General features: G+C 67.8%; 22 protein-coding genes, 2 tRNA genes and 1 pseudogene. 15 read left to right on the top strand and 10 right to left on the bottom strand.

The window, feature by feature from the left end; genetic code table 11:
- The first annotated feature begins 72 nt into the window (after nt 1-72).
- From NWF34_RS01895 to NWF34_RS01885, 3 genes are all read left to right on the top strand, one after another.
- Nucleotides 73-2,340: a molybdopterin-dependent oxidoreductase gene (locus NWF34_RS01895; RefSeq protein ID WP_258324084.1), complete on the top strand. Its 2,268-nt coding sequence runs from the start codon at nt 73-75 to the stop codon at nt 2,338-2,340.
- Nucleotides 2,341-2,449: 109 nt separating this feature from the next.
- Entirely contained in the window at nt 2,450-2,929 is a 480-nt protein-coding gene (locus NWF34_RS01890) for a thioesterase family protein (RefSeq protein ID WP_258324083.1), read from the top strand.
- A complete protein-coding gene (locus NWF34_RS01885; RefSeq protein WP_258324082.1) occupies nt 2,929-3,615 on the top strand; it encodes a hypothetical protein in 687 nt (228 codons plus the stop codon). Before NWF34_RS01890 ends, NWF34_RS01885 begins: the two co-directional genes overlap by 1 nt.
- 7 nt (nt 3,616-3,622) lie before the next feature.
- Here the strand turns inward: NWF34_RS01885 and NWF34_RS01880 are convergent, their stop codons facing one another.
- Together NWF34_RS01880 and NWF34_RS01875 are read right to left on the bottom strand one after the other, a co-directional pair.
- Nucleotides 3,623-5,587 carry a glycoside hydrolase family 13 protein gene (locus tag NWF34_RS01880; RefSeq protein WP_258324081.1) on the bottom strand — a complete coding sequence of 655 codons (1,965 nt, stop codon included), beginning with the start codon at nt 5,585-5,587 and terminating at the stop codon, nt 3,623-3,625.
- A gap of 101 nt (nt 5,588-5,688) precedes the next feature.
- Nucleotides 5,689-6,117 (bottom strand): globin, encoded by a 429-nt coding sequence (locus NWF34_RS01875; protein ID WP_024498344.1) that lies wholly within the window; start codon nt 6,115-6,117, stop codon nt 5,689-5,691.
- 150 nt (nt 6,118-6,267) lie between these two features.
- On the opposite strand from NWF34_RS01875, the gene NWF34_RS01870 reads away from it, so the two are divergent.
- From NWF34_RS01870 to NWF34_RS01860, 3 genes are all read left to right on the top strand, one after another.
- Nucleotides 6,268-6,867 (top strand): HNH endonuclease, encoded by a 600-nt coding sequence (locus NWF34_RS01870; RefSeq protein WP_024498345.1) that lies wholly within the window; start codon nt 6,268-6,270, stop codon nt 6,865-6,867.
- Between the two features lie 163 nt (nt 6,868-7,030).
- Nucleotides 7,031-7,279 (top strand): hypothetical protein, encoded by a 249-nt coding sequence (locus tag NWF34_RS01865; protein ID WP_024498346.1) that lies wholly within the window; start codon nt 7,031-7,033, stop codon nt 7,277-7,279.
- Nucleotides 7,266-7,760 carry a DUF5130 domain-containing protein gene (locus NWF34_RS01860; RefSeq protein ID WP_024498347.1) on the top strand — a complete coding sequence of 165 codons (495 nt, stop codon included), beginning with the start codon at nt 7,266-7,268 and terminating at the stop codon, nt 7,758-7,760. Before NWF34_RS01865 ends, NWF34_RS01860 begins: the two co-directional genes overlap by 14 nt.
- A gap of 80 nt (nt 7,761-7,840) precedes the next feature.
- Here NWF34_RS01860 and NWF34_RS01855 read toward each other — a convergent pair whose 3' ends face one another.
- Both NWF34_RS01855 and NWF34_RS01850 read right to left on the bottom strand, forming a co-directional pair.
- Nucleotides 7,841-8,905, bottom strand: coding sequence for an acyl-CoA desaturase (locus NWF34_RS01855; RefSeq protein WP_024498348.1), 1,065 nt, complete (start codon nt 8,903-8,905; stop codon nt 7,841-7,843).
- A 169-nt stretch (nt 8,906-9,074) separates the two neighbouring features.
- A complete protein-coding gene (locus NWF34_RS01850) occupies nt 9,075-10,502 on the bottom strand; it encodes a cation:dicarboxylate symporter family transporter (RefSeq protein WP_024498349.1) in 1,428 nt (475 codons plus the stop codon).
- 159 nt (nt 10,503-10,661) lie between these two features.
- On the opposite strand from NWF34_RS01850, the pseudogene NWF34_RS01845 reads away from it, so the two are divergent.
- Nucleotides 10,662-12,012, top strand: a pseudogene (locus NWF34_RS01845) (ATP-binding protein).
- Nucleotides 12,009-12,686 carry a response regulator gene (locus tag NWF34_RS01840; protein WP_024498350.1) on the top strand — a complete coding sequence of 226 codons (678 nt, stop codon included), beginning with the start codon at nt 12,009-12,011 and terminating at the stop codon, nt 12,684-12,686. Before NWF34_RS01845 ends, NWF34_RS01840 begins: the two are co-directional and overlap by 4 nt.
- A 40-nt stretch (nt 12,687-12,726) precedes the next feature.
- On the opposite strand, the gene pepN is transcribed toward NWF34_RS01840, so the two are convergent.
- Nucleotides 12,727-15,312, bottom strand: a complete 2,586-nt coding sequence (gene pepN / locus NWF34_RS01835; RefSeq protein ID WP_024498351.1) for an aminopeptidase N — start codon at nt 15,310-15,312, stop codon at nt 12,727-12,729.
- A 29-nt stretch (nt 15,313-15,341) separates the two neighbouring features.
- Nucleotides 15,342-16,577 (bottom strand): TetR/AcrR family transcriptional regulator, encoded by a 1,236-nt coding sequence (locus NWF34_RS01830; RefSeq protein ID WP_024498352.1) that lies wholly within the window; start codon nt 16,575-16,577, stop codon nt 15,342-15,344.
- A gap of 199 nt (nt 16,578-16,776) precedes the next feature.
- Here NWF34_RS01830 and NWF34_RS01825 point away from each other — a divergent pair, with 199 nt between their 5' ends.
- Nucleotides 16,777-17,400, top strand: coding sequence for a DsbA family protein (locus NWF34_RS01825; protein WP_258324109.1), 624 nt, complete (start codon nt 16,777-16,779; stop codon nt 17,398-17,400).
- Between the two features lie 90 nt (nt 17,401-17,490).
- Here NWF34_RS01825 and NWF34_RS01820 read toward each other — a convergent pair whose 3' ends face one another.
- On the bottom strand, nt 17,491-18,516 hold the full coding sequence (locus NWF34_RS01820; protein ID WP_024498353.1) for a M48 family metallopeptidase: 1,026 nt from the start codon (nt 18,514-18,516) through the stop codon (nt 17,491-17,493).
- A gap of 22 nt (nt 18,517-18,538) precedes the next feature.
- Here NWF34_RS01820 and NWF34_RS01815 point away from each other — a divergent pair, with 22 nt between their 5' ends.
- The 4 genes from NWF34_RS01815 to NWF34_RS01800 all read left to right on the top strand — a co-directional run bounded on the left by NWF34_RS01815 (nt 18,539) and on the right by NWF34_RS01800 (nt 21,392).
- On the top strand, nt 18,539-19,018 hold the full coding sequence (locus tag NWF34_RS01815) for a ribose-5-phosphate isomerase (protein ID WP_024498354.1): 480 nt from the start codon (nt 18,539-18,541) through the stop codon (nt 19,016-19,018).
- Between the two features lie 3 nt (nt 19,019-19,021).
- Nucleotides 19,022-19,825, top strand: a complete 804-nt coding sequence (locus NWF34_RS01810; protein ID WP_024498355.1) for an Fpg/Nei family DNA glycosylase — start codon at nt 19,022-19,024, stop codon at nt 19,823-19,825.
- Nucleotides 19,826-19,914: 89 nt separating this feature from the next.
- Nucleotides 19,915-20,352, top strand: coding sequence for a hypothetical protein (locus tag NWF34_RS01805; protein WP_024498356.1), 438 nt, complete (start codon nt 19,915-19,917; stop codon nt 20,350-20,352).
- A gap of 83 nt (nt 20,353-20,435) precedes the next feature.
- The gene (locus tag NWF34_RS01800; protein WP_024498357.1) at nt 20,436-21,392 is read left to right on the top strand and encodes a PE-PPE domain-containing protein; all 957 of its coding nucleotides are present in this window, start codon (nt 20,436-20,438) and stop codon (nt 21,390-21,392) included.
- A gap of 75 nt (nt 21,393-21,467) precedes the next feature.
- Here NWF34_RS01800 and NWF34_RS01795 read toward each other — a convergent pair whose 3' ends face one another.
- Both NWF34_RS01795 and NWF34_RS01790 read right to left on the bottom strand, forming a co-directional pair.
- Nucleotides 21,468-22,202 carry a L,D-transpeptidase gene (locus NWF34_RS01795; RefSeq protein WP_232513099.1) on the bottom strand — a complete coding sequence of 245 codons (735 nt, stop codon included), beginning with the start codon at nt 22,200-22,202 and terminating at the stop codon, nt 21,468-21,470.
- Between the two features lie 254 nt (nt 22,203-22,456).
- Nucleotides 22,457-22,642: a hypothetical protein gene (locus NWF34_RS01790; protein ID WP_081712409.1), complete on the bottom strand. Its 186-nt coding sequence runs from the start codon at nt 22,640-22,642 to the stop codon at nt 22,457-22,459.
- A 199-nt stretch (nt 22,643-22,841) separates the two neighbouring features.
- Here NWF34_RS01790 and NWF34_RS01785 point away from each other — a divergent pair, with 199 nt between their 5' ends.
- The gene (locus NWF34_RS01785; protein WP_024498359.1) at nt 22,842-23,132 is read left to right on the top strand and encodes a hypothetical protein; all 291 of its coding nucleotides are present in this window, start codon (nt 22,842-22,844) and stop codon (nt 23,130-23,132) included.
- A gap of 93 nt (nt 23,133-23,225) precedes the next feature.
- Here the strand turns inward: NWF34_RS01785 and NWF34_RS01780 are convergent.
- Nucleotides 23,226-23,299: transfer RNA gene (locus tag NWF34_RS01780), tRNA-Gly, on the bottom strand.
- 196 nt (nt 23,300-23,495) lie between these two features.
- Here NWF34_RS01780 and NWF34_RS01775 point away from each other — a divergent pair.
- Nucleotides 23,496-23,569: transfer RNA gene (locus tag NWF34_RS01775), tRNA-Pro, on the top strand.
- The last annotated feature ends 76 nt before the right edge of the window (nt 23,570-23,645 follow it).

Genomic DNA, 23,645 nt, shown 5'->3' with positions numbered 1-23,645 from the left:
GCGGCTTCGCCGCGGTGATTCGCTGATCCGTTTCGCCCCCGCCGACCCGATCCCCGGGCCTAGCCTGGGCACATGACGCGCACGGCACCGCGAATCTGTCCGCTCTGCGAGGCGACCTGCGGGTTGACCCTCGTGGTCGACTCCCACCACCATCCCGGTGACGGCGGCGAGGAGTTCGTCACCGGTGCCCGCGGAGACGCCGACGACGTGTTCAGCCACGGCTACATCTGTCCGAAGGGGGCGAGCTTCCCGCAGCTCGACAACGACCCCGACCGCCTCCGGAACCCGCTCGTCAAACGCGATGGACGATTCGTCGAAGTCGGCTGGGACGAGGCGCTCGAGCTCGCGGTCGAGCGCCTCGGGCGGGTCATCGCCGATCACGGGGGATCGTCGGTCGGCTTCTACCTCGGCAATCCGTCGGTCCACACCATCGCGGGCACGCTGTACGCGCCCCTGCTGGTCCGGGCGCTGCGCACCCGCAACGTGTTCAGCGCCGGCACGCTCGACCAGATGCCCAAACAGGCCGCCTCGGGCTACCTCTACGGTCACGCCGGGACCTTCGCCGTCCCCGACCTCGACCGCACCAACCATCTGGTGATCATCGGCGCGAATCCCGTTGTCTCCAACGGCAGTATGACCACCGCCGCGAACTTCCCGGGCAAACTGAACGCCCTGCGGCACCGCGGGGGTCGTCTCACGGTGATCGACCCGGCGCGGACCCGCACGGCCCGGCTCGCCGACACCCATCTGGCACCTCGACCGGGTACCGACGCCGCGCTCCTGGCCGGTGTCGTCACGTGCCTGTTCGACGAGGGACTCGTCGCCGACGACCTCGGCGGCATCGGGCCCCATGTGCAGGGTGTCGACGAACTGCACAGGGAGATCGGTGATCTCACACCCGAGCGGGTCGCGCCGTACTGCGATGTGCCGGCGGAGGACATCCGCGGGCTCGCCCGTGCGATCGCGGCGTCGTCGTCCGCCGCGGTCTACGGGCGCCTGGGTACCACGGCGGTCGAATTCGGCACTCTCGGAAGCTGGCTCATCGACGTCGTGAACATCCTCACCGGCAACCTCGATCGACCGGGCGGTGTTCTGTTCCCGATGGCGCCGACCGCGCCGGCACCCCGTCCGGCACACCCGGGTCGGGGCTTCCGGACGGGACGCTGGCGCAGCCGGGTGTCGGGACATCCCGAGGTGGCGGGGGAGTTGCCCGCGGTCGCGATGGCCGAGGAGTTCGAGACACCCGGCGAGGGACGGTTACGGGCACTGGTGACCCTGGCGGGCAATCCCGTGCTGTCCGCGCCCGACGGGGGTCGGCTGGCGACCGCACTCGACACCGCCGACGTCGTCGTGTGCGTCGACCCGTATCTGAACGAGACCACCCGGCACGCCGACATCATCCTGCCGCCCCCGCGCCCCTCGCAGACGCCGCACTTCGATGCGATCCTCAACAACCTGGCCGTGCGGGCCACCGCCCGCTACTCGCTGCCGGTGCTGCCGCTTCCCGACGGGCGGCCCGACGAGATCGAGATCGTCTGTCGTCTGATCCTGGGCCTGTCCGGAGTCGGCGTCGACGCCGATCCGGGTCTGGTCGACGAGCAGGTCATCGCCGCCACACTGGCCAAGGAGGTGACCGATCCGCATTCGCCGGTCGCCGGTCGCGACGTCGAGTCGCTGGTGGCGATGCTGCCCGACGCCCCGGGCCACCAGCGCCGCCTGGACATGATGCTGCGCATCGGCGCCTACGGTGACGGGTTCGGCGCCCGGGAGGGCCTCACGTTCGCCGACGTCCTGGCGGCTCCGCACGGCGTCGACCTCGGACCCATGCGGCCGCGTCTGCTCACCGTGCTCCGCACCGCCTCGGGGAAGGTCGAGTTGGCGCCGGACCCGCTGATCGCAGATCTCGCCCGGCTGCGCGCCGCCGTCGACGCAGAGAATCCGGCGGACGACGACCCTGCGTCGCTCCTCCTCGTCGGACGCCGGCACCTGCGGTCCAACAACAGCTGGATGCACAACCTGCCCGCGCTCACCGGCGGCACCAATCGGTGCACGCTGCAGATCCACCCGGACGATGCGTCACGGCTGGGCATCGACGGGCTCGCGACGGTCCGCGGAGCAGGCGGATCGCTGACCGTCCCGGTCGAGATCACCGCCGACATCAAACCCGGCGTGGCGTCGATGCCGCACGGCTGGGGGCATGACGATGCCGGGTCCCGTCTCCATGTGGCAGCCGTGGAGCCCGGCGTCAACGTGAACAACCTCAACGACGGCACACGACTCGATCCGCTGTCGGGAACCGCCGTCCTCAACGGCCTGCGGGTCGAGATCGGTCCGGCCTGAGCCGGCGACGTTCCGACCGCCCATCGGCGAGCGCGGCGGGACGGCGTGCGTAGGGTTGAATCCGCGGCGCCCGGCGGCGTCGTACCGGAGATCTCGGATCGAACAGGGGATGGCGCACGTGCTCAACGAGGACTCGGGAACCGCGACGGCCGACGGCTACGTGGTGAAGGTCCCGGTGCGATGGTCGGACATGGACGTCTACCAGCACATCAACCATGCCCGGATGGTCACGCTGCTCGAGGAGGCGCGCATCCCGTGGCTGTTCCTCGACGGCCGCCCGACCGCGCCGCTGCGTGACGGCTGCCTCGTGGCCGACCTGAACGTGAGGTATCAGGCACAGTTGCGGCACTCCGAGGGGCCGATCGAGGTCACGATGTACGTCCAGCGCCTGCGCGCCGTCGACTTCACCGTCGGTTACGAGGTCCGTCCCGCCGGTGCCGACCCCGCATCGAAACCGGCAGTCGTCGCCAGTACCCAACTCGTCGCGTTCGACGTCGGCGCGCAGCGCGTCGCCCGGCTCACACCGGAGCAGAAGGACTACCTGAACCGGTTCCGGCGCGCCGACGACACGTCAGCGACGCCGCGCTGATGGAACGGTTCATCCAGATCGCGGAATCGGATCGGTCCAACGCATCGGCGTTCCTCGCGCATGCCCGAAGGCTCGACGACGCCGCCGTGGTGCGGGTCGTGGCGCGCTCCGACGGCCTGGTCGGCCTCTGGACCCACACGGGGTTCGAGGTACTCGCGACCCGCGCGGTCTCGGGACGCGTGGCGCCGACCGACATCGTCTGCGACGCCGCGTCGTTGCACTCGGCGCTCGCCGCCGCACCCGCGGGCGCGCAGATCGATCCCGGGTTCTCCCTCGACAGTGCCTGGCGCGGTGCACTTCCCGCATCCGCCGGCTACCGGCACGTCGACGACGTGCCCGCGCGCAGCATCGTCGGTCTGGCACGTGACGGTGCCCGCGTGGCGCGCGACGAGGGCAGCGCTCATGGACCCGCCACGGGATTGCTCGACCAGGACGTGCTCGAGGTCTCGACCGAGGACGGCGCGTTACATGCGGCGGTCACCATGCGGTCGCTCTTCGCCCTGACCGGGATGGGGTTCATCCGTGACCGCGATGGGCGCGCGGTCACCGAGACCTCGCCCGTCGAGGACATCGATGCTGCCGAGCCGGTCCGGATCCGATTGTCGGCGGCGTGGATCCGGATAGACGCCCGGTACGGTTCGGTGTACCAGCGTCGTCATCGCGACCTGTCGGTCACGGTTCTCTGACCGGTCCTCAGACCAGCCAGGCGGCGGCGTCGGGTGCCAGCATGCCGTCCACCAGCGGCGAACTGATCAGCAGCAGTTCACCCGGCGGCAGCGGCACCGGCACCTCGCCCGCGTTCAAGGCGCAGATCAGGAATCCCTCGGACCGCCGGAATGCCAGGCAGCCCTCCGGGGCCTCGTACCATTCGATCGATTCGCCGGCGAATTCCGCTCGGTCATAACGCAATTCGATGGCTGCCCGGTACAGCGACAGCATCGAGCCGACGTCCTCGAGCTGCGCCTCGGCGGTCAGCGACTGCCACGACTCCGGCATCGGCAGCCAGGTGTCGGCCGACGAGCTGAAGCCGAACGGTGGCTCGGTGCCCTGCCACGGCAACGGGACACGGCATCCGTCGCGGCCGCGTTCGGTGTGACCCGACCGCTCCCACACCGGATCCTGGAGGACCTCCTCGGGTAGGTCGTCGACGTTGGGGAGGCCGAGTTCGGAGCCGTTGTAGAGGAAGATCGTTCCGGGCAGGGCCATCTCGACGACGAGCATCGCCCGCGCACGACGCGTCCCGCGTGCGAGGTCGGGTTCACCGGTCTCCGGGTCGACGGGGGCGTAGCGCGTCACCTCTCGTTCGACGTCGTGGTTGGACAGCGTCCACGTCGGGGTGCCGGACACCGAGAGGACGGCGTCGAGCGAGTTCTCGATGGCCTCGCGGATGGCGCCGGACTCGAAGGGCGCCTTGGCGAGACGGAAGTTGAAACCAAGATGCAGTTCGTCGGGACGGAGGTACTCCGCGAATCGTTCGTTGTCGTTGACCCAGATCTCGCCGACGTTCGCCGCGCCCGGGTACTCGTCGAGCACCTTGCGGATCTTGCGGTGGATGTCGTGTACCGCATAGTTGTTGAACCGCGGATCGTCGTCGTCGTTGGTGAGCAGAGCGGTGGTGGTGAGATCCATGTCGGGCAGATCCGCGGGCTTTGCCATCCCGTGCGCCACGTCGATCCGGAAGCCGTCGACGCCGCGGTCCAGCCAGAACCGCAGCGTCTTCTCGAGATCCTCGAAGACCTCGGGATTCTCCCAGTTCAGGTCGGGCTGTTCGGCGGCGAAGATGTGGAGGTACCACTGTCCGGGGCTGCCGTCGGCCTCGGTGATCCGGGTCCATGCCGGCCCGCCGAAGATGCTGTGCCAGTTGTTCGGTGGCTCGTCGCCGTTCTCTCCGCGACCGTCCCGGAAGATGTAGCGGGCGCGCTCCGGACTGCCCGGACCGGCGGCCAGTGCTGCGCGGAACCACTCGTGCTGATCGCTGGTGTGGTTCGGGACGAGGTCCATGGTGACGCGGATGTCGCGCTCGTGGGCCTCGGCGATGAGCGAGTCGAACGTCGCGAGATCGCCGAAGAGCGGGTCGATGTCGCGCGGATCGGCGACGTCGTACCCGTGGTCGGCCATCGGCGAGGTCATGATGGGACTCAGCCAGATCGCGTCGATGCCCAGCAGCTCGAGATATCCGAGTTTGCCGATGACACCGGCCAGATCGCCCACGCCGTCGCCGTTCGCGTCGCAGAACGACCGCGGGTAGATCTGGTAGAAGACCGCGGACTTCCACCAGGTGGTGTCGGTCGGGTCCAGCTGCGGCACGATCGCCGGCGCCAAGTCCTCTTGTGGGTCCGCGGATTCCGCGGCCTCGGTCTCGAACGGTCCGGCTGCCGCGTCGGTTTCGGCGTCGGGATCGAGTTCGGCGTCGGCCTCGGCCTCGATGGCCTCCTCGTCGAGGGCCTCGGGATCGGTCGTCGCGGGATCGATCACCTCGACACCGGCCACGGCATCCGGTGTGTCTCCGGCGATCTCGGGGGTGTCGTCCGACGAGTCACTCACGTTGCCCTCGGTATCCGAGGTCTCCGGTACGACGGTGTGTGCACCGTCGGGCTGACCCCCGTCAGATGGCTCGGCGGGGACAACATCTGGTGTCTCATCGCTCACCGTGGTCATTCTGCCTTACCTGAGTTTTCGGCGAGAAATCCAGGTCAATCGGCGCGTCGTCGGCGTGTCGAGAGTTCGGGTGGCGAACGGCAGAAGGTTTCTGCGAGACCTCAGATCGGCGAGTTCATCATCGACTGGGCGGCCATCTCCATGTAGTCGACGAGCGCCTGCCGATGCGGCGGGTCGAGGGTCTCGTCGTCGATGGCGGCGATCGCGGTGTGCATGCACCGCAGCCAGGCGTCGCGCTCGATCGGGCCGACGCGATAGGGGGTGTGGCGCATGCGCAGCCTCGGATGGCCGCGTTCGTCGGAGTAGGTCCGGGGGCCGCCCCAGTACTGCTCGAGGAACATCCGGAGCCGTCGCTCGGCGGGTCCGAGGTCCTCTTCGGGGTACAGCGGGCGCAACACCTCGTCCTTCGCCACCTCGGTGTAGAAGACCTCGGTGAGCCGTCGGAATGTCTCCGCGCCGCCGATCTCCTCGTAGAAGCTGCGCGGGGACGGGTCGGGGGAGTTGCCGGATTCGCCAGTCACAGCCGCCATTGTCCCCACGACCGCGGAGTGCCTCAACGTGACGCGCTGCCGGACTGGTCCCCGGCAGGCCGTCTTGCGTCGGATTTTCCCTGCACGACGTCGGCGTCCGTGGTGAACTGTGCAGGTCAACCTGTTCACGCGGGCCTGGCGGGAGGTCGAATGACGCACAGGTCACATTCCACGACGACCGAGGTGACGAGGCTCCACGGCGGACCGGCCTCGCAGGCGGCCGGGTCACGAACGTGGACACGCCGCCGGGTGCTGCTGCTCAACGCCACGTACGAGCCGCTCAGCGCGGTTACCGTCCGCCGCGCCGTCGTCCTGATCCTGCGTGGGCGTGCCGACATGGTCCACGCCGACGAGTCCGGGGGAGCGTTCCACTCGCCCGCGACGGCGGTGCCGGTGCCGACGGTGATCCGGCTGCGGACCTATGTGCGGGTCCCGTACCGCGCGACGGTGCCGTTGACCCGCTCCGCGCTGATGCACCGTGACCGGTTCCGCTGCGGATACTGCGGCAGACCCGCGACCACCATCGATCACGTCGTCCCACGTAGCCGGGGCGGCGCGCACAACTGGGAGAACTGCGTCGCCTGCTGTGCGTCGTGCAATCACCGCAAGGCGGACCGGTTGCTCGGCGAACTGGGCTGGGCGTTGCGGACGCGGCCGATCGCCCCGAGAGGCCGGCACTGGGGCCTCATCGCCGCGGTCAAGGACATCCATCCGGCGTGGATGCAGTACATCGACGCGGGTGCCGCATGATGAGGGGGGAAGCCACTCGAAACGCCGGCCGGAATGTCACCGGGAAGCGTCTACGACGCGCTGTAGGGGCCCCTGCACCGGTCGGTCCGATGTGGGCTAGATTGATCAACGATGACCTGTGCCGACAACCGGCCGGGTCCGGCGCGACCATCGAAAGGGTGACATGGACAGCCTGATCGTCCCCATCGGAGTGCCAGTCACGATCGTGACGGTGCTCTTCGTCGTGCTCTGCGTTGTCGCGATGGTGTTCTCCGGCGGGGTCAAGTACCCGAAGGTCAAGGAGTACACCCTCGACAAGCAATGGGAGCATGCACCGCTTCTCTTCAGTGCCACCGACATCGAACCGATGGCACTTCCGCGGCACGCGGAACCCGGCGACGTTGATGGGAGCTCGGCAAGTGGCAAGTGGTGAGGTTTCGCACGCGAACGTGAGTGCAGAGGTCGCGGCCCGTTCGGCCGCGGAACTGCCGCTGGGCACCGTGATCACCAATAGCGGACGTATCTCGGCGGCCCGCTACCCGGGTGATGCGCCGACGACGCCGCCCTTCAGCAAGAGGGATCTGATCGCTCTCGACGACACCCTGAAGGCCGCGAGCGAGAAGGCCCTCGTGCGTTTCTCGATCTATGTCGGTGACCTCGACGGTGACCTCGACGCGAGTGCCCGCGCCATCCTGGCGAAGGCGCCCGAGCCCGCGCACGGCACGCTCATCGCGGTGTCGCCGAACACGCGCGACGTCGTCATCGTCTCCGGTCGCGAGGTGTCGAGCCGCGTCAACGACCGGGTCGCCGCACTCGGCGTGACCGCTGCGGTCACCGGCTTCCGTCAGGGCAACCTGATCGACGGCCTGATCGCGTCGCTGCGTGTGATGGCGACCGCCGCCGCAGCCGGCTGATCCCACCGGTACAAGAACCACAGACGAGGCCGCCCCACCTTTCGGTGGGGCGGCCTCGTCTGTGTTGTGCGGGTGGCTGATCAGCGATACATGCGGACCAGCGGGCAGGTGAACGGGTCGCGATCACCGAGTCCGACCTGGTTGAGGTAACGGATGACGATCCCGTAGGACGCGATCAGTGAGGTCTCGGTGTACTGCACGCCATGACGCTCGCAGTGGGCACGGACGAGCGGCTGCACCTTGACCAGGTTGGGTCGCGGCATGCTGGGGAACAGATGGTGTTCGATCTGGTAGTTCAGGCCACCCATCATGAAGTCGGTGACCCGTCCTCCGCGGATGTTGCGCGACATCAGGACCTGGCGACGCAGGAAGTCGACGCGCATGTCCTTGGGCACCAGCGGCATGCCCTTGTGGTTCGGGGCGAACGAACCGCCGAGCAGGAGTCCGAACACCGCGAGCTGCACCGCGATGAAGGCGATGGCCTGCGCCGGCGACATCACGATGAACGGAACCGCGACACCCAGGGCGAGCCGGAGCACGATCAGCGAGATCTCGACGGCACGGTGTGGAACGGCGTTGCGTGCGGCGAGACCTTGAAGACTCGCAACGTGGAGTGCGGCCCCTTCAAGCGTCAGCAGCGGGACGAAGAACCATCCCTGACGGCGGGTGAACCAGCCGTACAGGCCCGACCGCTCCTCGGCGACCTCCGGCACGAAAGCGATGGGGCCGTCGGCGATGTCGGGGTCGATGCCCACCTGATTCGGGGCCTTGTGGTGACGGTTGTGCTTGTTCCGCCACCAGTGGAACGACAAGCCGGCTCCGGCGGCGGCGAGGATCCGCGCGCTCCACTCGTTGGCGCCGGCCGAAGAGAACATCTGACGGTGGGCGCCGTCGTGGCCGAGGAAACCGAACTGGGTACTCACCACGGCGAGGACGGCGGCCGGCACGAGCTGCCACCAGGTGTCGCCGAGCACGATCACCGCTGCCCACACGCCGATGAACGCGAGGACGGTCAACGCCATCCGGGTGACGTAGAAGCCGCGGCGACGGTCGAGTAGGCCCGATGCGCGGACTTCCGCCGCCAGTTCTGTGTAGGAACTGACGAATTTCGTGTCGCGGGCATGCGACACAGATGAAAGGGACAAGAGTGCGTACCTCTGGCCTTCTGATTGTTGCCAGGTACGCCGGAGAGATCAGCTTTCGGAGCTGAGGCGCGTCACGAGAGACATGAACCGTAATTGCGATGCATCAAGGGGCGACGCCCATCATGCCAGAGTTCCGGCCCGCGCCATCGGTGCGCGGGCCGGCCGCAGCTCAGGACCGCGTCGCAGACCCCTCGAGCACCTTCTCGTGCGCTCCCGTCCCGGCGTGGTCGAGTTCATCGTCGACCATGTTGGTCTCGTCGAACGGGGCGCGTCCCGAGAGCACCTCGTCGACCCGGTGCTTGTCCATGGTGTGTGTCCACGAACCGACGAGCAGGGTGGCCACTGCATTGCCCGAGAAGTTGGTGACCGCACGCGCCTCGGACATGAACCGGTCGATCCCGACGATCACCCCGACGCCGTCGAGCATCTCCGGCCGATGGGCCTGGAGTCCGCCCGCTAGGGTGGCCAGGCCGGCGCCGCTGACGCCCGCAGCCCCCTTGGACGCGATGATCATGAACGCGAGCAGACCGATCTGTTCGCCGACCGAGAGCGGATCGCCCATCGCATCGGCGATGAAGATCGAGGCCATCGTCAGGTAGATCGCGGTGCCGTCCAGGTTGAACGAGTACCCGGTGGGCACCACGACACCGACGGTCGTCTTCTCGACACCCAGGTGCTCCATCTTCGCGATCAGTCGTGGCAGTGCCGACTCCGACGACGACGTCGCGAAGATCAGCAGGTATTCGCGGGCCAGGTAGCGGACGAGACGGAAGATCGACACGCCCGCGATCGTCCGGAGCATCACCCCCAGAACACCGAAGACGAACACCAGACAGGTCAGATAGAACGCGAGCATCAGGGTCACCAGCTGCTGCACGGCAGCCCATCCGGTCTGTCCGACGACGTTCGCGATGGCGCCGAACGCGCCGATCGGCGCCACCCACAGCACCATCGTCAGGACCTTGAAGACCAGCTTCTGGAAGTACGAGACCGCGGTCAGGATCGGTTCTCCGGTACGACCCATCGCCTGGATCGCGAATCCGACCAGCAGTGCGACGAACAGTGCCTGCAGGACGCTGCCGTCGGTCAAGGCGGACAGCATGGACTCGGGGATGATGCCCTGGATGAAGTCGACGGTTCCGCCCGACTCGTGGGCTTCTTTGGCCAGTTCCTCGCCCTTGCCCGACATCGACGAGATGTTCAGACCCTCCCCGGGCTGGATGAGATTGCCGACGACCAGTCCGATCGCGAGCGCCACCGTCGACATCACGAGGAAGTAGACGAAGGCGAGGCCGCCGACCTTGCCCACCGTCGCCGCTTTACGCACCGATCCGATGCCCAGCACGATGGTGCAGAAGATCACCGGCGCGATCATCATCTTGATGAGGCTGACGAACATGGTCCCGAGCACGCCGAGTTCTTTGCCGACCGACGGGGCGACGAGTCCGACGACGACACCGGCCACCACCGCGATGATGACCGCGATGTAGAGCCAGTGCGTGCGATCGCGCTTGGCCGGCGGGGCGGCGTTCGTGGCGTCACCCGCCACCTTGCCGTCATCCGCCGGACCGTCACCGGCCTTCTGATCTGTGTTCATCGGCAGTTCTCTCCTCGTGGGCAGGGGACATCGGTGGTTAGGATTGTAAACCGGTGTGGTGGCGCCGGTCACGATTCTGTTCATTACGTTCAGGGGATCCGGCGAGAGATATCCCCCAAGGGGGTCTGTCGAAACACGGTGAGGAATCGAGGGCCGGGAATGCGGTGGTATCCGCGAACGCTGGCCGGTCAGGTCGCGGCTCTCGCGCTGGTCGTCGTGGCGGTGGTGGTCGTCGCGGGCAGCCTCCTGGCTGCGGTCGACGCGCGTGTCGACGGGGACCGGGCCGCACGTGCCGAGGTCACCGCCGTGGCCGTCAGCCTGGCGGAGTCACCGTCGACGGTCTCCGCGCTCACCTCGCCGGACCCGAGCGCGATCCTGCAGCCGGTCACCGACCGGATCCGGAAGGCGACCGGCATCGCGTTCATCACGGTGCTCGGTCCGGATCGCACCCGCTACACCCACACCGATCCGGCTCTGATCGGCGCGGCCTACATCGGCAGCATCGACGCGGCCCTCCGCGGTGAGACGATGACCGAGACGTACACCGGGACCCTGGGCCCGTCCGTCCGCACCATCGCGCCGGTGCGGACGACCGACGGTCGTGTCGTCGGCATGGTGGCGGCGGGCATCACCCAGCGTTCGCTCACGTCGACATGGCGCGGGGAGCTGCCGCCGATCGCGGTCACCGCGTTCGCGGCACTGGTGACAGCCGTCGTCGGCGTCTGGTGGATCCGGCGGCGCCTCCTGCGACAAACCGGTGGGCTGGCACCGGAGGAACTCCGGCTCATGTACGACCACCACGACGCGGTGTTGCGCGCGGTCCGCGAGGGATTGATCGTCGTCGAGGACGGCCGACCGGCTCTGGTCAACGACGAGGCGCGACGCCTCCTCCGAATCGGGACCGACACGCCCGCAGGCGATCTGCCCGCGTTCCTGACCGGTGCGGATGCTTCGGCCGCCGACGAGCTCTATGCGGAGGGCGGGCGGGTGCTGCTGGTGAGCCGGTCGCCGGTGTCCGGGCGACGCCGCTCGTCGGTCGTCACGATCCGCGACCGGACCGAGTTGGCCGAGATCACCGGCGAACTGGACTCGATGACACGATTCGCCGAGGCGCTCCGGTCCCAGGCGCACGAAGCAGCCCGACGCCACCCAGATCCTGTCGCCGGGAGAGATGGTCACCGTGGTGGGCAATCTCGTCGACAACGCCCTCGACGCGTGCGATCCGGCCGACCCGTGGGTCGAGGTCGGTGTCACCGGGGACCAGGAAGCGCTCGAGATCGTCGTCGCCGACAGTGGTTCCGGCATGGATGACGATCTCTTCCGCCGGGCGACAGCCCGCGGGTACTCCACCAAGTCCGGTGGCGACGAGGCGGGCCGCGGACTGGGTCTGGCACTCGTCGCCCAGGTGGTCGCGCGACACCATGGGACGTTGACCGCGGAGAACACCTACGGTTCGGTGGTCACGGTGCGAATACTGGCGGTGCCGTCACGGGCGGGGGCGACGCAGTGATCCGGGTGCTGATCGTCGAGGACGAACCGCTCATCGCCGCGGCGCACCGTGACTATCTCGGCCGCATCGGCTGTTTCGACGTCGTCGGAGCGGTGACCACCGCTCAGGAGGCGTTGCGCACCGCGCGAACCCATGTCGTCGACCTGGTGCTTCTCGACCTCGGTCTGCCCGACGCCCGGGGCACCGACCTCGCCTCCGCGCTGTCCGGGGTGCGTCCGGCTCCCGACATCATCGCGATCACCGCACAACGCGACCTGCAGACCGTGCGCGACGCGATGTCCCGCGGGGTCTTGCTCTACCTGCTGAAACCCTTCACCTTCGCGGCCTTCCGCGAGAAGATCGAGCAGTATCTGCGGTACCGGGAAGCGCTCGCCGGTGATACCGATGCGGTCAGCCAGCGCGATGTCGACCGGGCGCTGGCGCAGCTGCGCGCCGTGGACCTCCGGGGGTCGGCGAAAGGGTCCGCGCCGCAGACCGAGGACGCGGTCCGCCGCGCGGTGCGTGACAGTGTCGACGGGCTCACCGCTTCGGAGGTGGCCCGCGCGCTCGGCTCGTCGCGGGTCACCGCGTGGCGATACCTGGAGCGGCTCTCCGACGACGGTGTGCTCGATCGTGACAGCCAGTACGGATCGGCCGGACGGCCGCAGGTGCGGTACCGGTGGCGCCGACGCTGACCAGCGCCACCGAGACCACAGCCACCGATACCGCGAATCCTCAGCCCTGCGCGTCGAACTCGCGTGCCCGCAGCGAACGCGCGACGCCGTCACGGCCTTCGGAGATCAGCCGCTTGAGGGCGGGCGGATGATCACCGGCCAGGAACTCCTCGGCGAGATCGAGGGCCCGCTGGGTCATCGCCCAGCTCGGGTACAGGCCGATGACGACGGTCTGGGCGACCTCGCTCGAGCGTCGGGCCCACACCTGCGGGACCGCCTCGAAGTACTTCTCGACATACGGCTCGAGCAGCTCGCCCTGGCCCGGACGTGCGAAGCCCTCGATCATGGTGCGGGTGTAGATGTTCGACAGCGAATCGTCGTCGATCGCCTGCGACCAGGCGTCGCCCTTGGCCTCGGCGAGTGGTCGCGACGCGCGTGCCGCGGCGGCCTGACGGGTGCCGGTGGCGGTGTTGTCGCGCTGAGCCTCGGCGTCGATGATCGGCGTCGAATCGGCTTCCGGATCGATCGCACCGGCGGTCGCCAACGCGCGCACCAGTTTCCAGCGGAGGTCGGTGTCCACGGCCAGCCCGTCGAGACCGTGTTCGGCCGGGTCCGCTCCCTCGAGGAGGGCACCCGCCACGTCGGTCTGGTCGTCGTTGAGCCTGCCGGCCAGCCAGGTGTTGACGAAGGCGAGCTGATGGTCGGACCCGGCATCGGCTCCCCGGGCCAGTTCGAGCAGGCGGGCGCTGAACGCGGGCCGGCCGGTCGTGGCCGCCCAGTCGGGATCGGCGTAGGACTCGATGGCGGTGGTCGCCTGCATCAGAACACGCTGCACCACGCCGATCTCGGTCTCGGAAGCGATACCGCGCTGCACGAGTTCGACGAAGTCGCGGGCACGCATCTCGGCCTGTCGGGTCATCTCCCAGGCCGCCGACCACACGAGAGTGCGCGGCATCGAGTCGGTGATGTCGCCGATTCGGGCGGTCGCGGTGGCCAGCGACTCGGAATCGAGCCGGATCGAGGCGTAGGTGAGGTCACCGTCGTTGAGCAGCACCAGATCTCCGCGGTTCACGCCGATCAGGCCGGGCACGTCGGTGCGCTCGCCGTCGACGTCGAGTTCGACGCTGTGGGTCTGTTCGATCGCACCCGAACCGTTGTCGGCGTAGACGCCGACGCGCAACCGGTGCACGCGGGTCTCGCCCGCGCCCGGGGCGGCGCCGTCCTGGACGATGGTGAACCGGGTGAACGCCCCGGACCCGTCGACCTCGAAGTCGGGACGCATGACGTTGATGCCCGTGGTGCGCAGCCACTGGTCGCCCCAGTCCGACAGGTCGCGACCGGACGAGCGCTCCAGTGCGCCCAGCAGATCCGAGAAGGTTGCGTTGCCGAACTTGTGGGCGGCGAAGTAGTCGCGCAGGCCGGCGAGGAAGTCCTCCACGCCGACGTAGGCGACGAGTTGCTTGAGCACCGAGGCGCCCTTGGCGTAGGTGATGCCGTCGAAGTTGACCTCGACGGCGGCGATGTCGGGGATGTCGGCGGCGACCGGGTGGGTCGAGGGCAGCTGATCCTGCCGGTAGGCCCACGACTTCTCGACGTTCGCGAACGTCGTCCAGGCGTTGGTGTACTCGGTGGCCTCCGACTGGCAGAGCACCGAGGCGAAGGTGGCGAAGGATTCGTTGAGCCACAGGTCATCCCACCACTGCATGGTGACCAGGTCGCCGAACCACATGTGCGCCATCTCGTGCAGCACGGTCTCGGCGCGACGTTCGTAGAGGTACTTGGTGACGCGCGACCGGAAGACGTAGTCCTCCAGGAAGGTCACCGCGCCGGCATTCTCCATCGCGCCCGCGTTGAACTCGGGCACGAAGAGCTGGTCGTACTTCCCGAAGGCGTAGGGGATGCCGAAGTTCTTGTGGTAGAAGGCGAATCCCTGCTTGGTCTCGGTGAACAACCGGTCGGCGTCCATATGCTCGGCGAGCGAGGCGCGGCAGTAGATGCCGAGCGGGATGTCGCCGTGGTCGTCGGAGTAGACGTCGGTCCACTCGGCGTACGGTCCGGCGATGAGCGCGACGAGGTAGGTGCTCATGGGTGCGGTCTCGCGGAAGCGATGGATTCCGGGTTCGGCGGCGACGGTCTCCACGTGTGCGGCGTTGGAGATGACCTTCCAGTCCTCCGGGGCCGTGACCGTGAGCGTGTAGGTCGCCTTCAGGTCGGGCTGGTCGAAACAGGCGAACATGCGCTTGGCGTCGGCGGTTTCGAACTGGGAGTACAGGTACACCGAGTCGTCGGACTGGTCGACGAAGCGGTGCAGTCCCTCACCGGTGTTGGAGTAGGCGCAGTCGGCGACCACGGTGAGGGTGTTCTCCGCGGCCAGGCCGGGCAGCACGATGCCGGCGGATTCGTCGAAGCCGGAGACGTCGAGCTCGACGCCGTTGAGGGTCGCCGAGTGCAGCGTCGGTGCGACGAGGTCGATGAAGGTCTCGGCGCCCTCGGTCGCGGTGAACGTGACCGTGGAGGTGGAACGGAACGTCTCGGTGCCGGGCGCACCCTTCCCGTCGGTGAGGTCGAGTTCGATCCGGTAATTCGACACGTCGACGATCGCGGCGCGTTCGCGGGCCTGGTCTCTGGTGAGGTTCGGAGCAGTCACACCGGCCAGCTTATCGAGACCGACGGTGCTCAGCCGTTCGACAGCAGACCGACAGGCTGCAGAATCGTCTTCGACAGCGTGGCGAGGTCGTCGGTGATCCCGGGACGTGCGCGCAGATCCGGGGCCTGGACGATGTCGTCGGCCACTCCGATGAACGCCCGGGTGAGGGCTGCGGCGTCGGCCTCGGACAGTTCCGGCGTCCGGGCACGGATCGCGGCGACCCATTCGGCGATGTACGCGCGCTGGGCCGAACGCAACGCATCCTGGTCCGCCTCGGGGAGGTAGACGATGTCGCGGGTCCAGACGGGGATGGTCCGCCCGTGGACACCGAGTGCCTGCTCGACATGAATCGAGATCAGCACGTCGAGGGCGTCCCCGGGATCGACGCCCGTGAGGGCGTGGGTCGTCAGATAGAGCATGCCCTCGACTCCCCGGACCAGGACTGCCCGCAGGATCTCGGTCTTGCCCGGAACCTGCTGGTAGAAGGTGGCGACGGAGATGTCGGCCGCCCGCGCGATGTCGTCGATCCGGACGTCGTGGAAACCACGCTCGGCGAACAGATCCGTCGCCGCGTCGAGGATGCGTTCATGTCGGCCGGCCGGACGCCGCGTGACCGGAATCGCCGGAGTGGCGTCCGGTTTCGTCTCGGGCAGTGAGCAGTTGATGATCGAATGCGCGACGGCGCGCTGGATCTGCATCACATGTACAGGTGCCATCGTCCCGCGGATGACGGAGGTGTTGGAGTACAGGCTCAGGACGGCGAAACCGAGTAGCCGTCCGTCGTCGAATGACAGATCCGGCCGCGCGGCGGCGACCTTGTCGGCGATGTAGTCGCTGAACCTCGTGAAGTAGCTCCGCATCTGCTCGAGCTGGGTGGGGCGGAGGTGGCGTTGCTCCCGGCGCCAGAGGATGGACACGTCCTGGTTGGCGGTCAGATCGCCGAGGCGATCGAGAAACCGCCACAGTTGGGCCTCGGGTGTGCCGGCATACTCGTCGGCCTCGCGCACGAGTTCATCCATCAGGTCGACCTGGGTGAGCAGCGCTTGCACGAGGATGTCGTGTTTGCCGGGGAAGTGGCGGTACACCGCGGGTCCGGTCAGACCAACGGCGGCACCGATCTGTTCGATGCTGACATTGCGGTACCCGGCGTCCTGGAAGAGGGCCGTCGCAGCCCGGATGATCTGTTCCGCCCGCGGACCCCGGGGACTGGAACGCCCGCCCGCCGGCCCGGGACCGGAGTCCGGATCGAGCGGCGGCGACGACATGGACGTTTCCTCTCCGAGAACGGTGGCAAAATCGTCCCCCGAGAAACCGTAACCGGATTCGTCGCGAATTTTCGCCGCACACATCACAAACGGGGAACAGCCGGGCCCCTATGGCTGTTGAGCCGGGTTGGCGGTGCCGCCGGTACGGTCGAGCTCGACCACAACTTCTGAGAGGACGCCGAGGATGTCAGAGCAGACGATGTCAGAGCAGGGCCAGTCCACCACCGATCGTGTCGACTTCTGGTTCGACCCGCTCTGTCCGTGGTGCTGGATCACCTCACGGTGGATTCTCGAGGCCGAGAAGGTCCGGCCGATCGACGTGAACTTCCACATCATGAGCCTTGCGGTTCTCAACGAGGGCAAGGACATCCCCGAGGAGTATCGCGAGGCACTCAAGGGTGCGTGGCGCCCGGTCCGCGTCATCGCGGCCGCCGCGGCACACAAGGGCGACGAGATCCTCGCCCCGCTCTACACCGCGATGGGCACGCGCATCCACAACGCGGGGAACAAGGACTTCGACCAGGTCATCGCCGGCGCGCTGGCCGAGCTCGGACTCGACGCCTCGCTGGCGCAGGCCGCCGACTCCGAGGAGTTCGACGACGCCATCCGCAAGAGCCACCACGAGGGCATGGACAAGGTCGGCGACGACGTCGGCACACCCACGATCCACGTCAACGGCGTCGCCTTCTTCGGTCCGGTGCTCTCTCGCATCCCGCGTGGAGAGGACGCCGGCAAGGTGTGGGACGGTGCGCTCGCACTCGCCTCGTACCCGCACTTCTACGAACTCAAGCGCAGCCGCACCGAGGATCCCGAGTTCGACTGACCCTCGACGGCGCCCGGCCGGCGCAGAACTGGAACCAGGGTGGCGGGAGGGAATGAGTACCCGGTCCCGCCGAAGTCCTCCCTCGGCGCTTCAGAACCGGGGCGGGAGCTCGAGACCGTTCGGGAGCGAACCGGGCGGCACCGAGGCCGGGTGCGGTGGCGGCGGCACGGTCACGACGTTCCCGCTGCCGACGCCGCGGACGATCCGGCGCGGCCGGAGCAGCATCGCTCCGGCCCGGGTGCGGTCACGGAGAGCCGCGGCGCGCCAGGTGAGGACCGGATGGGTCGAGATCGCGTTGACCAGATGCACGAAGAATCCGCGTTCGTGGGTGGCGCGGTCGGCGAACTGGTCGAAATCGACCGCGGACAGCATGTACTTTCCGGCGGCCAGGACACCGATCGCCCCCGGTGCGCCCACCGGCTTCGCGTAGTAGCCGTAGTTGTCGGCGCTGTACTCCTGTGCTCGCGAGAGGGCGCCGCCGAGTAGCGGGATGCTCGTCCCGAGGACCGTCGCCAACTGACGCCAGTACGACGTGTGACCGGCTGCGATGTGTCCGACCTCGTGGCCGATGATGAACTCCAGCGCCTCCGGGCTGCGGGCGGCACCGCCGACCTCGAACAGGTCGGAGTAGACCACGACGAATCGCCGGAACCCGTGGCCGGAGGCGAAGGCATTGATCTGCCCGTTGCCGAGTACGACGTAGGCGTCCGGCACGTACTCCAGACCGAAGCGGGCGGCGGCCTCGACCACCATCCGATGGCCCTCCGGGAACTGGGTGGGCGTCATCTGCACACCGTTCACCCGCGGCGTCGCATAGGTGAGACCGCGGATCACGAACAACACCAACGGAAAGGCCAACGCGCCCAACAGGATCTGGTTCACCATGCCGAGTGCGACGAGGATGATGATCGCCGCGTAGAGCACCGTCGTGGTCAGGATGACGAGGATCAGGACGGGGACTTCCCAGGGATGCAGTTGCGGGCGCACGGCGAAGCGGGCCGCTCGCAGCCAGTGTCGTGACGGATCGGGAGCTGTTTCCGGGAGGGGATCGACGACCCCGGGCACGTTCGGGATCGGGTTCATCGACGCTCGGGGGATGGGCGCAGGCGTGTCCACGCCCTCAATCTATAGTGGCGCCATGCGTGTCTATCTCGGTGCCGACCATGCCGGATTCGAACTCAAGAACCAGATCGCCGACCATCTGAAGGCGAACGGCCACGAGGTGGTGGACTGCGGCGCCCACGTCTACGACGCCCTCGACGACTACCCGGCCTTCTGCATCGACGCCGCGGCTCGGACCGTGGCCGATCCCGGCAGCCTGGGCATCGTGCTCGGCGGTAGCGGCAACGGCGAGCAGATCGCGGCCAACAAGGTGCCCGGCGCCCGCTGCGCACTGGCCTGGAGCGTGGAGACCGCGCAGCTCGCCCGCCAGCACAACAACGCCCAGCTGATCGGCATCGGCGGGCGCATGCACTCGACCGAGGAAGCCCTCGTTATCGTCGACGCCTTCCTGGCCACTTCGTGGTCGGAGGAGCCGCGTCACCAGCGCCGCATCGACATCCTCGCCGAGTACGAGCGCACCGGCGTGGCTCCCGAGGTCCCGCAGCCGCCGGCCTGACCGGTGCCCGAGGGCCACACCCTGCACCGGCTCGCCCGCCGGCAGCAGCGACTCTTCGGGGGTCGCCGGGTCCGGGTGAGCAGCCCTCAGGGGCGATTCGCCGACGGCGCCGCCGCCGTGGACGGGATGACCTTCCACGCTGCGGAGGCGTGGGGCAAACACCTGCTGCACCGCTATCGCGACGGTCGGACCGAGCGGATGGTGCACATCCACCTCGGCCTCTACGGTGCCTTCACCGAGCTGACCGCACCGTTGCCCGAACCGGTCGGACAGGTTCGGCTGCGCATCGAGAGCGAGGAGACCGGTACCGATCTGCGCGGTCCGACGGCGTGTGAGCTCTACCACCCCACCGACCTCGACGCTCTGATCGCGAGGCTGGGTCCGGATCCTCTCCGCCGTGACGCCGACCCGGAACGGGCGTGGGCGGCCATCTCCCGGTCGTCGCGCCCGATCGGTGCGCTGCTGATGGACCAGAAAGTCATCGCGGGCATCGGGAACGTGTATCGCGCCGAAGTTCTCTACCGTGCCGGGATCGATCCCATGCGTCCCGGAAATCGGCTTCTCCGAAGCGAATTCGACGAGATGTGGCACGACCTCGTGGCGTTGATGAAGGTTGGCGTGCGTCGGGGACGTATCCATGTGGTCCGTCCTGAGGACGACCACGGAGCGCCGGCGTATGCGGCGAACCGTCCCCGGACCTATGTCTATCGCCGGGCAGGGGAGCCGTGTCGCATCTGCGGTACACCGGTCGTGCTCGCCGAACTCGATGCGCGCAAGCTCTATTGGTGCCCCGTCTGTCAGACGTGACGCGAGGCCGAATAGAAAGGCTAGGCAAACCTCAGTAATATCTCGGGAAGATCGGGGCAGGGCGCCCCATGCCGAGACTGGGGGAAAGTGTGTCGATAGCCGAGGACTCCCGTGTCCACGCGGGTCTGATCTCACGCGGTGAGATCTCGCCACTGAAGGACGTGCCGTTTCACGGCGCATCCCACGCACCGGTCACCCGACGCGTGCTCGCCGGGGGCGATCTGTTCCCCGAAGCAGAGAAGCGGGTCGTCGCCCACGAGATGCGGGCCGTGTCGGCCGGGAACCGCGATTACTGCGAACCGCACGTGCACGACTGTCCCGAGATCAACATCCTCCTGTCCCTCGATCATCTGGTGTACGAGATCACCTTGGGCGACGAGTCGTATGTGGTGGAGGCGCCGGCGAGTATCTACATCCCGGCCGGACTGGTCCACAGCGCGAACGTGATCGAGGGGAGCGGATTCTTCATCGCGATCATCGAGACGGCCGACTACGTCGCCAAGCCGCCACCCGGCGGCATGCTCTGATCCTCCCCGTCGTGGGACGCGCTCGCGGATCTCAGCGAACCCACAGCGTCGTCTGACGTCCGCTCACATGTGCGGCCGCCACGATGGATGGGGTGTACAGCGACGACCAGGCCCGCGATCACGTCGTCGATGACGGCGCGCCGGCGGGTATCACGGTGTTCGTGGTGGGTGGAACCGGTGAGTCGTACCCCGGCGATGTCCGTACCGAGGTCGTCGGTCTTCTCTCGGCGGTGACCGACGAACTCGACGAACGATTCGACTCCCGCTGGGTCGCCTACCCGGCGAGCTACGGTCCGGCACCCCACCCCGGCGGCATGAGCTTCGCCGACAGCGTGGCGATCGGCGCCCGACGACTGTCCGGGCTGCTCGAGCGGACGGCGGGACCGGTTGCCCTGCTGGGCTATTCGCAGGGAGCCGTGGTGATCCGGGCTGCGCTCGCCGGGTTGTGGACGCGGGGTGATCCCGTCGTCACGCGTCTTCTCGGCGTCGGACTCGTCGCGGACCCGCACCAGCCGCCCGGTGCGGTACCCGGCTGCGACGGATGGGGTGTCGCGGGTCCCGGTGCGGAATTGCCGCCAGGACTCCCGGTGATGTGGGTGGGCGCTCCCGACGACGTGATCTGCAACGCGCGTGCCGACTCACTCGTCCGTGACTTCGCCGACCTGACGCGGACGATGACCTTCGCCGCACTGGGCCGGTGGGGATGCAATGCGTGGGAGGTACTGCGCCGCAATGCTTTCCAGAACGCGCGCCGCACCGCGGTGCGCCCGTCGCAGTGGCGGCGCGACGTTCACCGACTGGCCTCGGCGTGGTGGGAGATCCGCTGCTATCTGCCGTCGATGATGCGGATTCTCGGGATCGTGCTGACGAACTCGCCGGGCGGACGCCACACCTCGTACCAGTACGAGCCGTACCGTCGCGGGTCCGTCACCGATCCCGCCTCGACCGGATGCCAGGTGATCGCGGGTTGGCTCCAGGTGCAGGCGACCTTCGCCGGTGAGGTCCCCGCTCCTTCCCCGGGTCCCGTCCGGGCCGCATGAGGAACCCATACGACGACGAGGGCCGGTCACCGTGTCGGTGACCGGCCCTCGTCGGAGTCGGATGCGGGGGAGAGGTCAGTCGCCCTGGTACTGGCCGCCGACGGTGTTGCGCACCACGATCGGGGTCCCGCGCGGAACGTTGTCGTAAACCCACTTGCCGTACTCGGTCGTGACGTTGATGCAGCCGTGGCTCACATTGCTGTTGCCCTGCTGTGCGACCGACCACGGTGCGGCATGGATGAAGATGCCGTCCCAGGACATGCGGGTCGCGTACTCGACGTAGGTGCGGTAGCCCTCGGCGGAGTCGACCGGCACGCCGTACGTGGACGAGTCCATGTACATGTCGCGGTACTTTTCCTTGGTGTGGTAGACGCCGTTCGGGGTGGGGTGCTTGTCCGAACCCATCGAGATCGGCATCTTCTTCACGACCTCGCCGTTCTTCCACCAGGTGATGGTGTGGGTCTTGTCGTCGGCGAGTGCGATGTAGCCGGTCGGGGTCTTCACGTTCGGGATCGCCGGGTCGGCCGGCTTCTCCGGAGTGGTGGCGCTCGACGGCGGTTCCGGAGCTTTCGGGGCGCTCGGTGCCGGCGGAGTGGGCAGACCGGGGATCACCGGGATCTCCACCGGGGGCAGACCCGGGATCACGGTGACCGGTGCAGCGTTCGCGACGCCGGGGAGGGCGAGAGCCATGGCGAGGACGCCGACGGCGATCCCGGTGAGGCGTCGAGTCGAGCGTCGACGAGACCGCGTGATCGGCTCAGTATTGGTCTGCACTAGTCGTACCTTCGGTTCGATGAATGTCTCGCGCATAACATCTGAAAGCGCGAATCCATCGTTACACAACCGTTGTCGGGCGGCCAAAGAATGCCGCCCCCGCACGGGTGCCGCGATCGCAAACAGCGGGTGCGGGCTGGCAAAAACCCGTGGTGAGCGCATCGACCGTGCTGCATGTGACGGTCGTCACAAATCGGCGGCGCTTGGACCGATCATCTCGACGACGTACATCATCGTCCCTGTCGCGATGGTGTCAACCCGGTCGCTTGTCCCAGAGCGGCGTCGGAGGGTCAGGCGGGTTGCGGGTGCTCGGTGCGGAGGTGGCGCACCGGCTGGGTGCATGCCTCGTCGCGACAGACGAGCATGACGTCGACGCGGCTGACGCCGATCTCGGATTCGGTGGTGTCCCTGCGTAGATACAGCGGCGCCCCGCAGGTCGGACACTTTCGCTGGGTTTTGGTGTGTGAAGAGGGCATGGCCCCACCTTACGCGGGATGTGTCGTGGGTCACAGCCTGGTTTCAGGTTCGCGAAGCTTGCCCGATCTCGCGGCCCGGGGGAGCAACGTATAGGACGGCACTCGGGAAGGACGGGGCGCGTGAACGGGGGAGGGCACGCAGGTCGGGAGACATTTCCGCGCGGAGGGGGGTGCTGAGCTTCGATGAGAGATCAGACCCATGAACCGAGCTTTGATGGGGTCGACCGTCGCTCTTGCTGCCTTCGCCGGCGTCCTCGTCCTGGGCGCCGGATCTGCAGTAGCGGAAGACAAGCCCTGCCAGATGTACATCGAGAACGGTCAGTACGCGCCGTGTCCTCCGCCGGTCATCTCGACGGGCCCCGGTGACGACTCACCGGATTCGACCCCCGGGGTGGAACGATCCCGTCCGCAGGACTACGAGTACCCGTGGCACTACTACCGTCCGTACCCGTATTGGTACGAATGGGAGTTTCACGACTACCGGTACTGAACGCACCCGACGGATCGGCGAATGCACGCGGACTCAGGCGGTCGGCGTGCACTCTCGTCGAGGTTCGCCGTCGGAGCCGGCGTGGCCTCGTTGTGGAGCGGGTGACGGGAATCGAACCCGCGTAGCTAGTTTGGAAGACTAGGGCTCTACCATTGAGCTACACCCGCGTGCTCGCGATCACCGGTGACCCGGTACGCCGCGTGCGATGAGTGACTGTACCTGGCGGCGCGCCGGATCTGGAAATCGGGGTGGGCGTCGGTGCGGTGGGCACCCGTTGGTCGTGGCGCTGGAGGCGCCCCGTACTATCTTCTGTTGGCCCTGATGCGCGGTCGGCCATGAGGCCTACACCGCGACCACGGACCGCGGGATGTGGCGCAGCTTGGTAGCGCATCCGCTTTGGGAGCGGAGGGTCGCAGGTTCAAATCCTGTCATCCCGACTTGTCGATGTGACCGCGTAGGTCGCGGCGGCACAACCGCCGAACCGAACTTTCATCACCACCGCAGATATAAGGA

Origin of the sequence: Gordonia sp. GONU (assembly GCF_024733855.1) — a bacterium.
Lineage (GTDB): Bacteria > Actinomycetota > Actinomycetes > Mycobacteriales > Mycobacteriaceae > Gordonia > Gordonia amicalis.
This window is presented reverse-complemented; position numbering and strand designations above follow the sequence as displayed.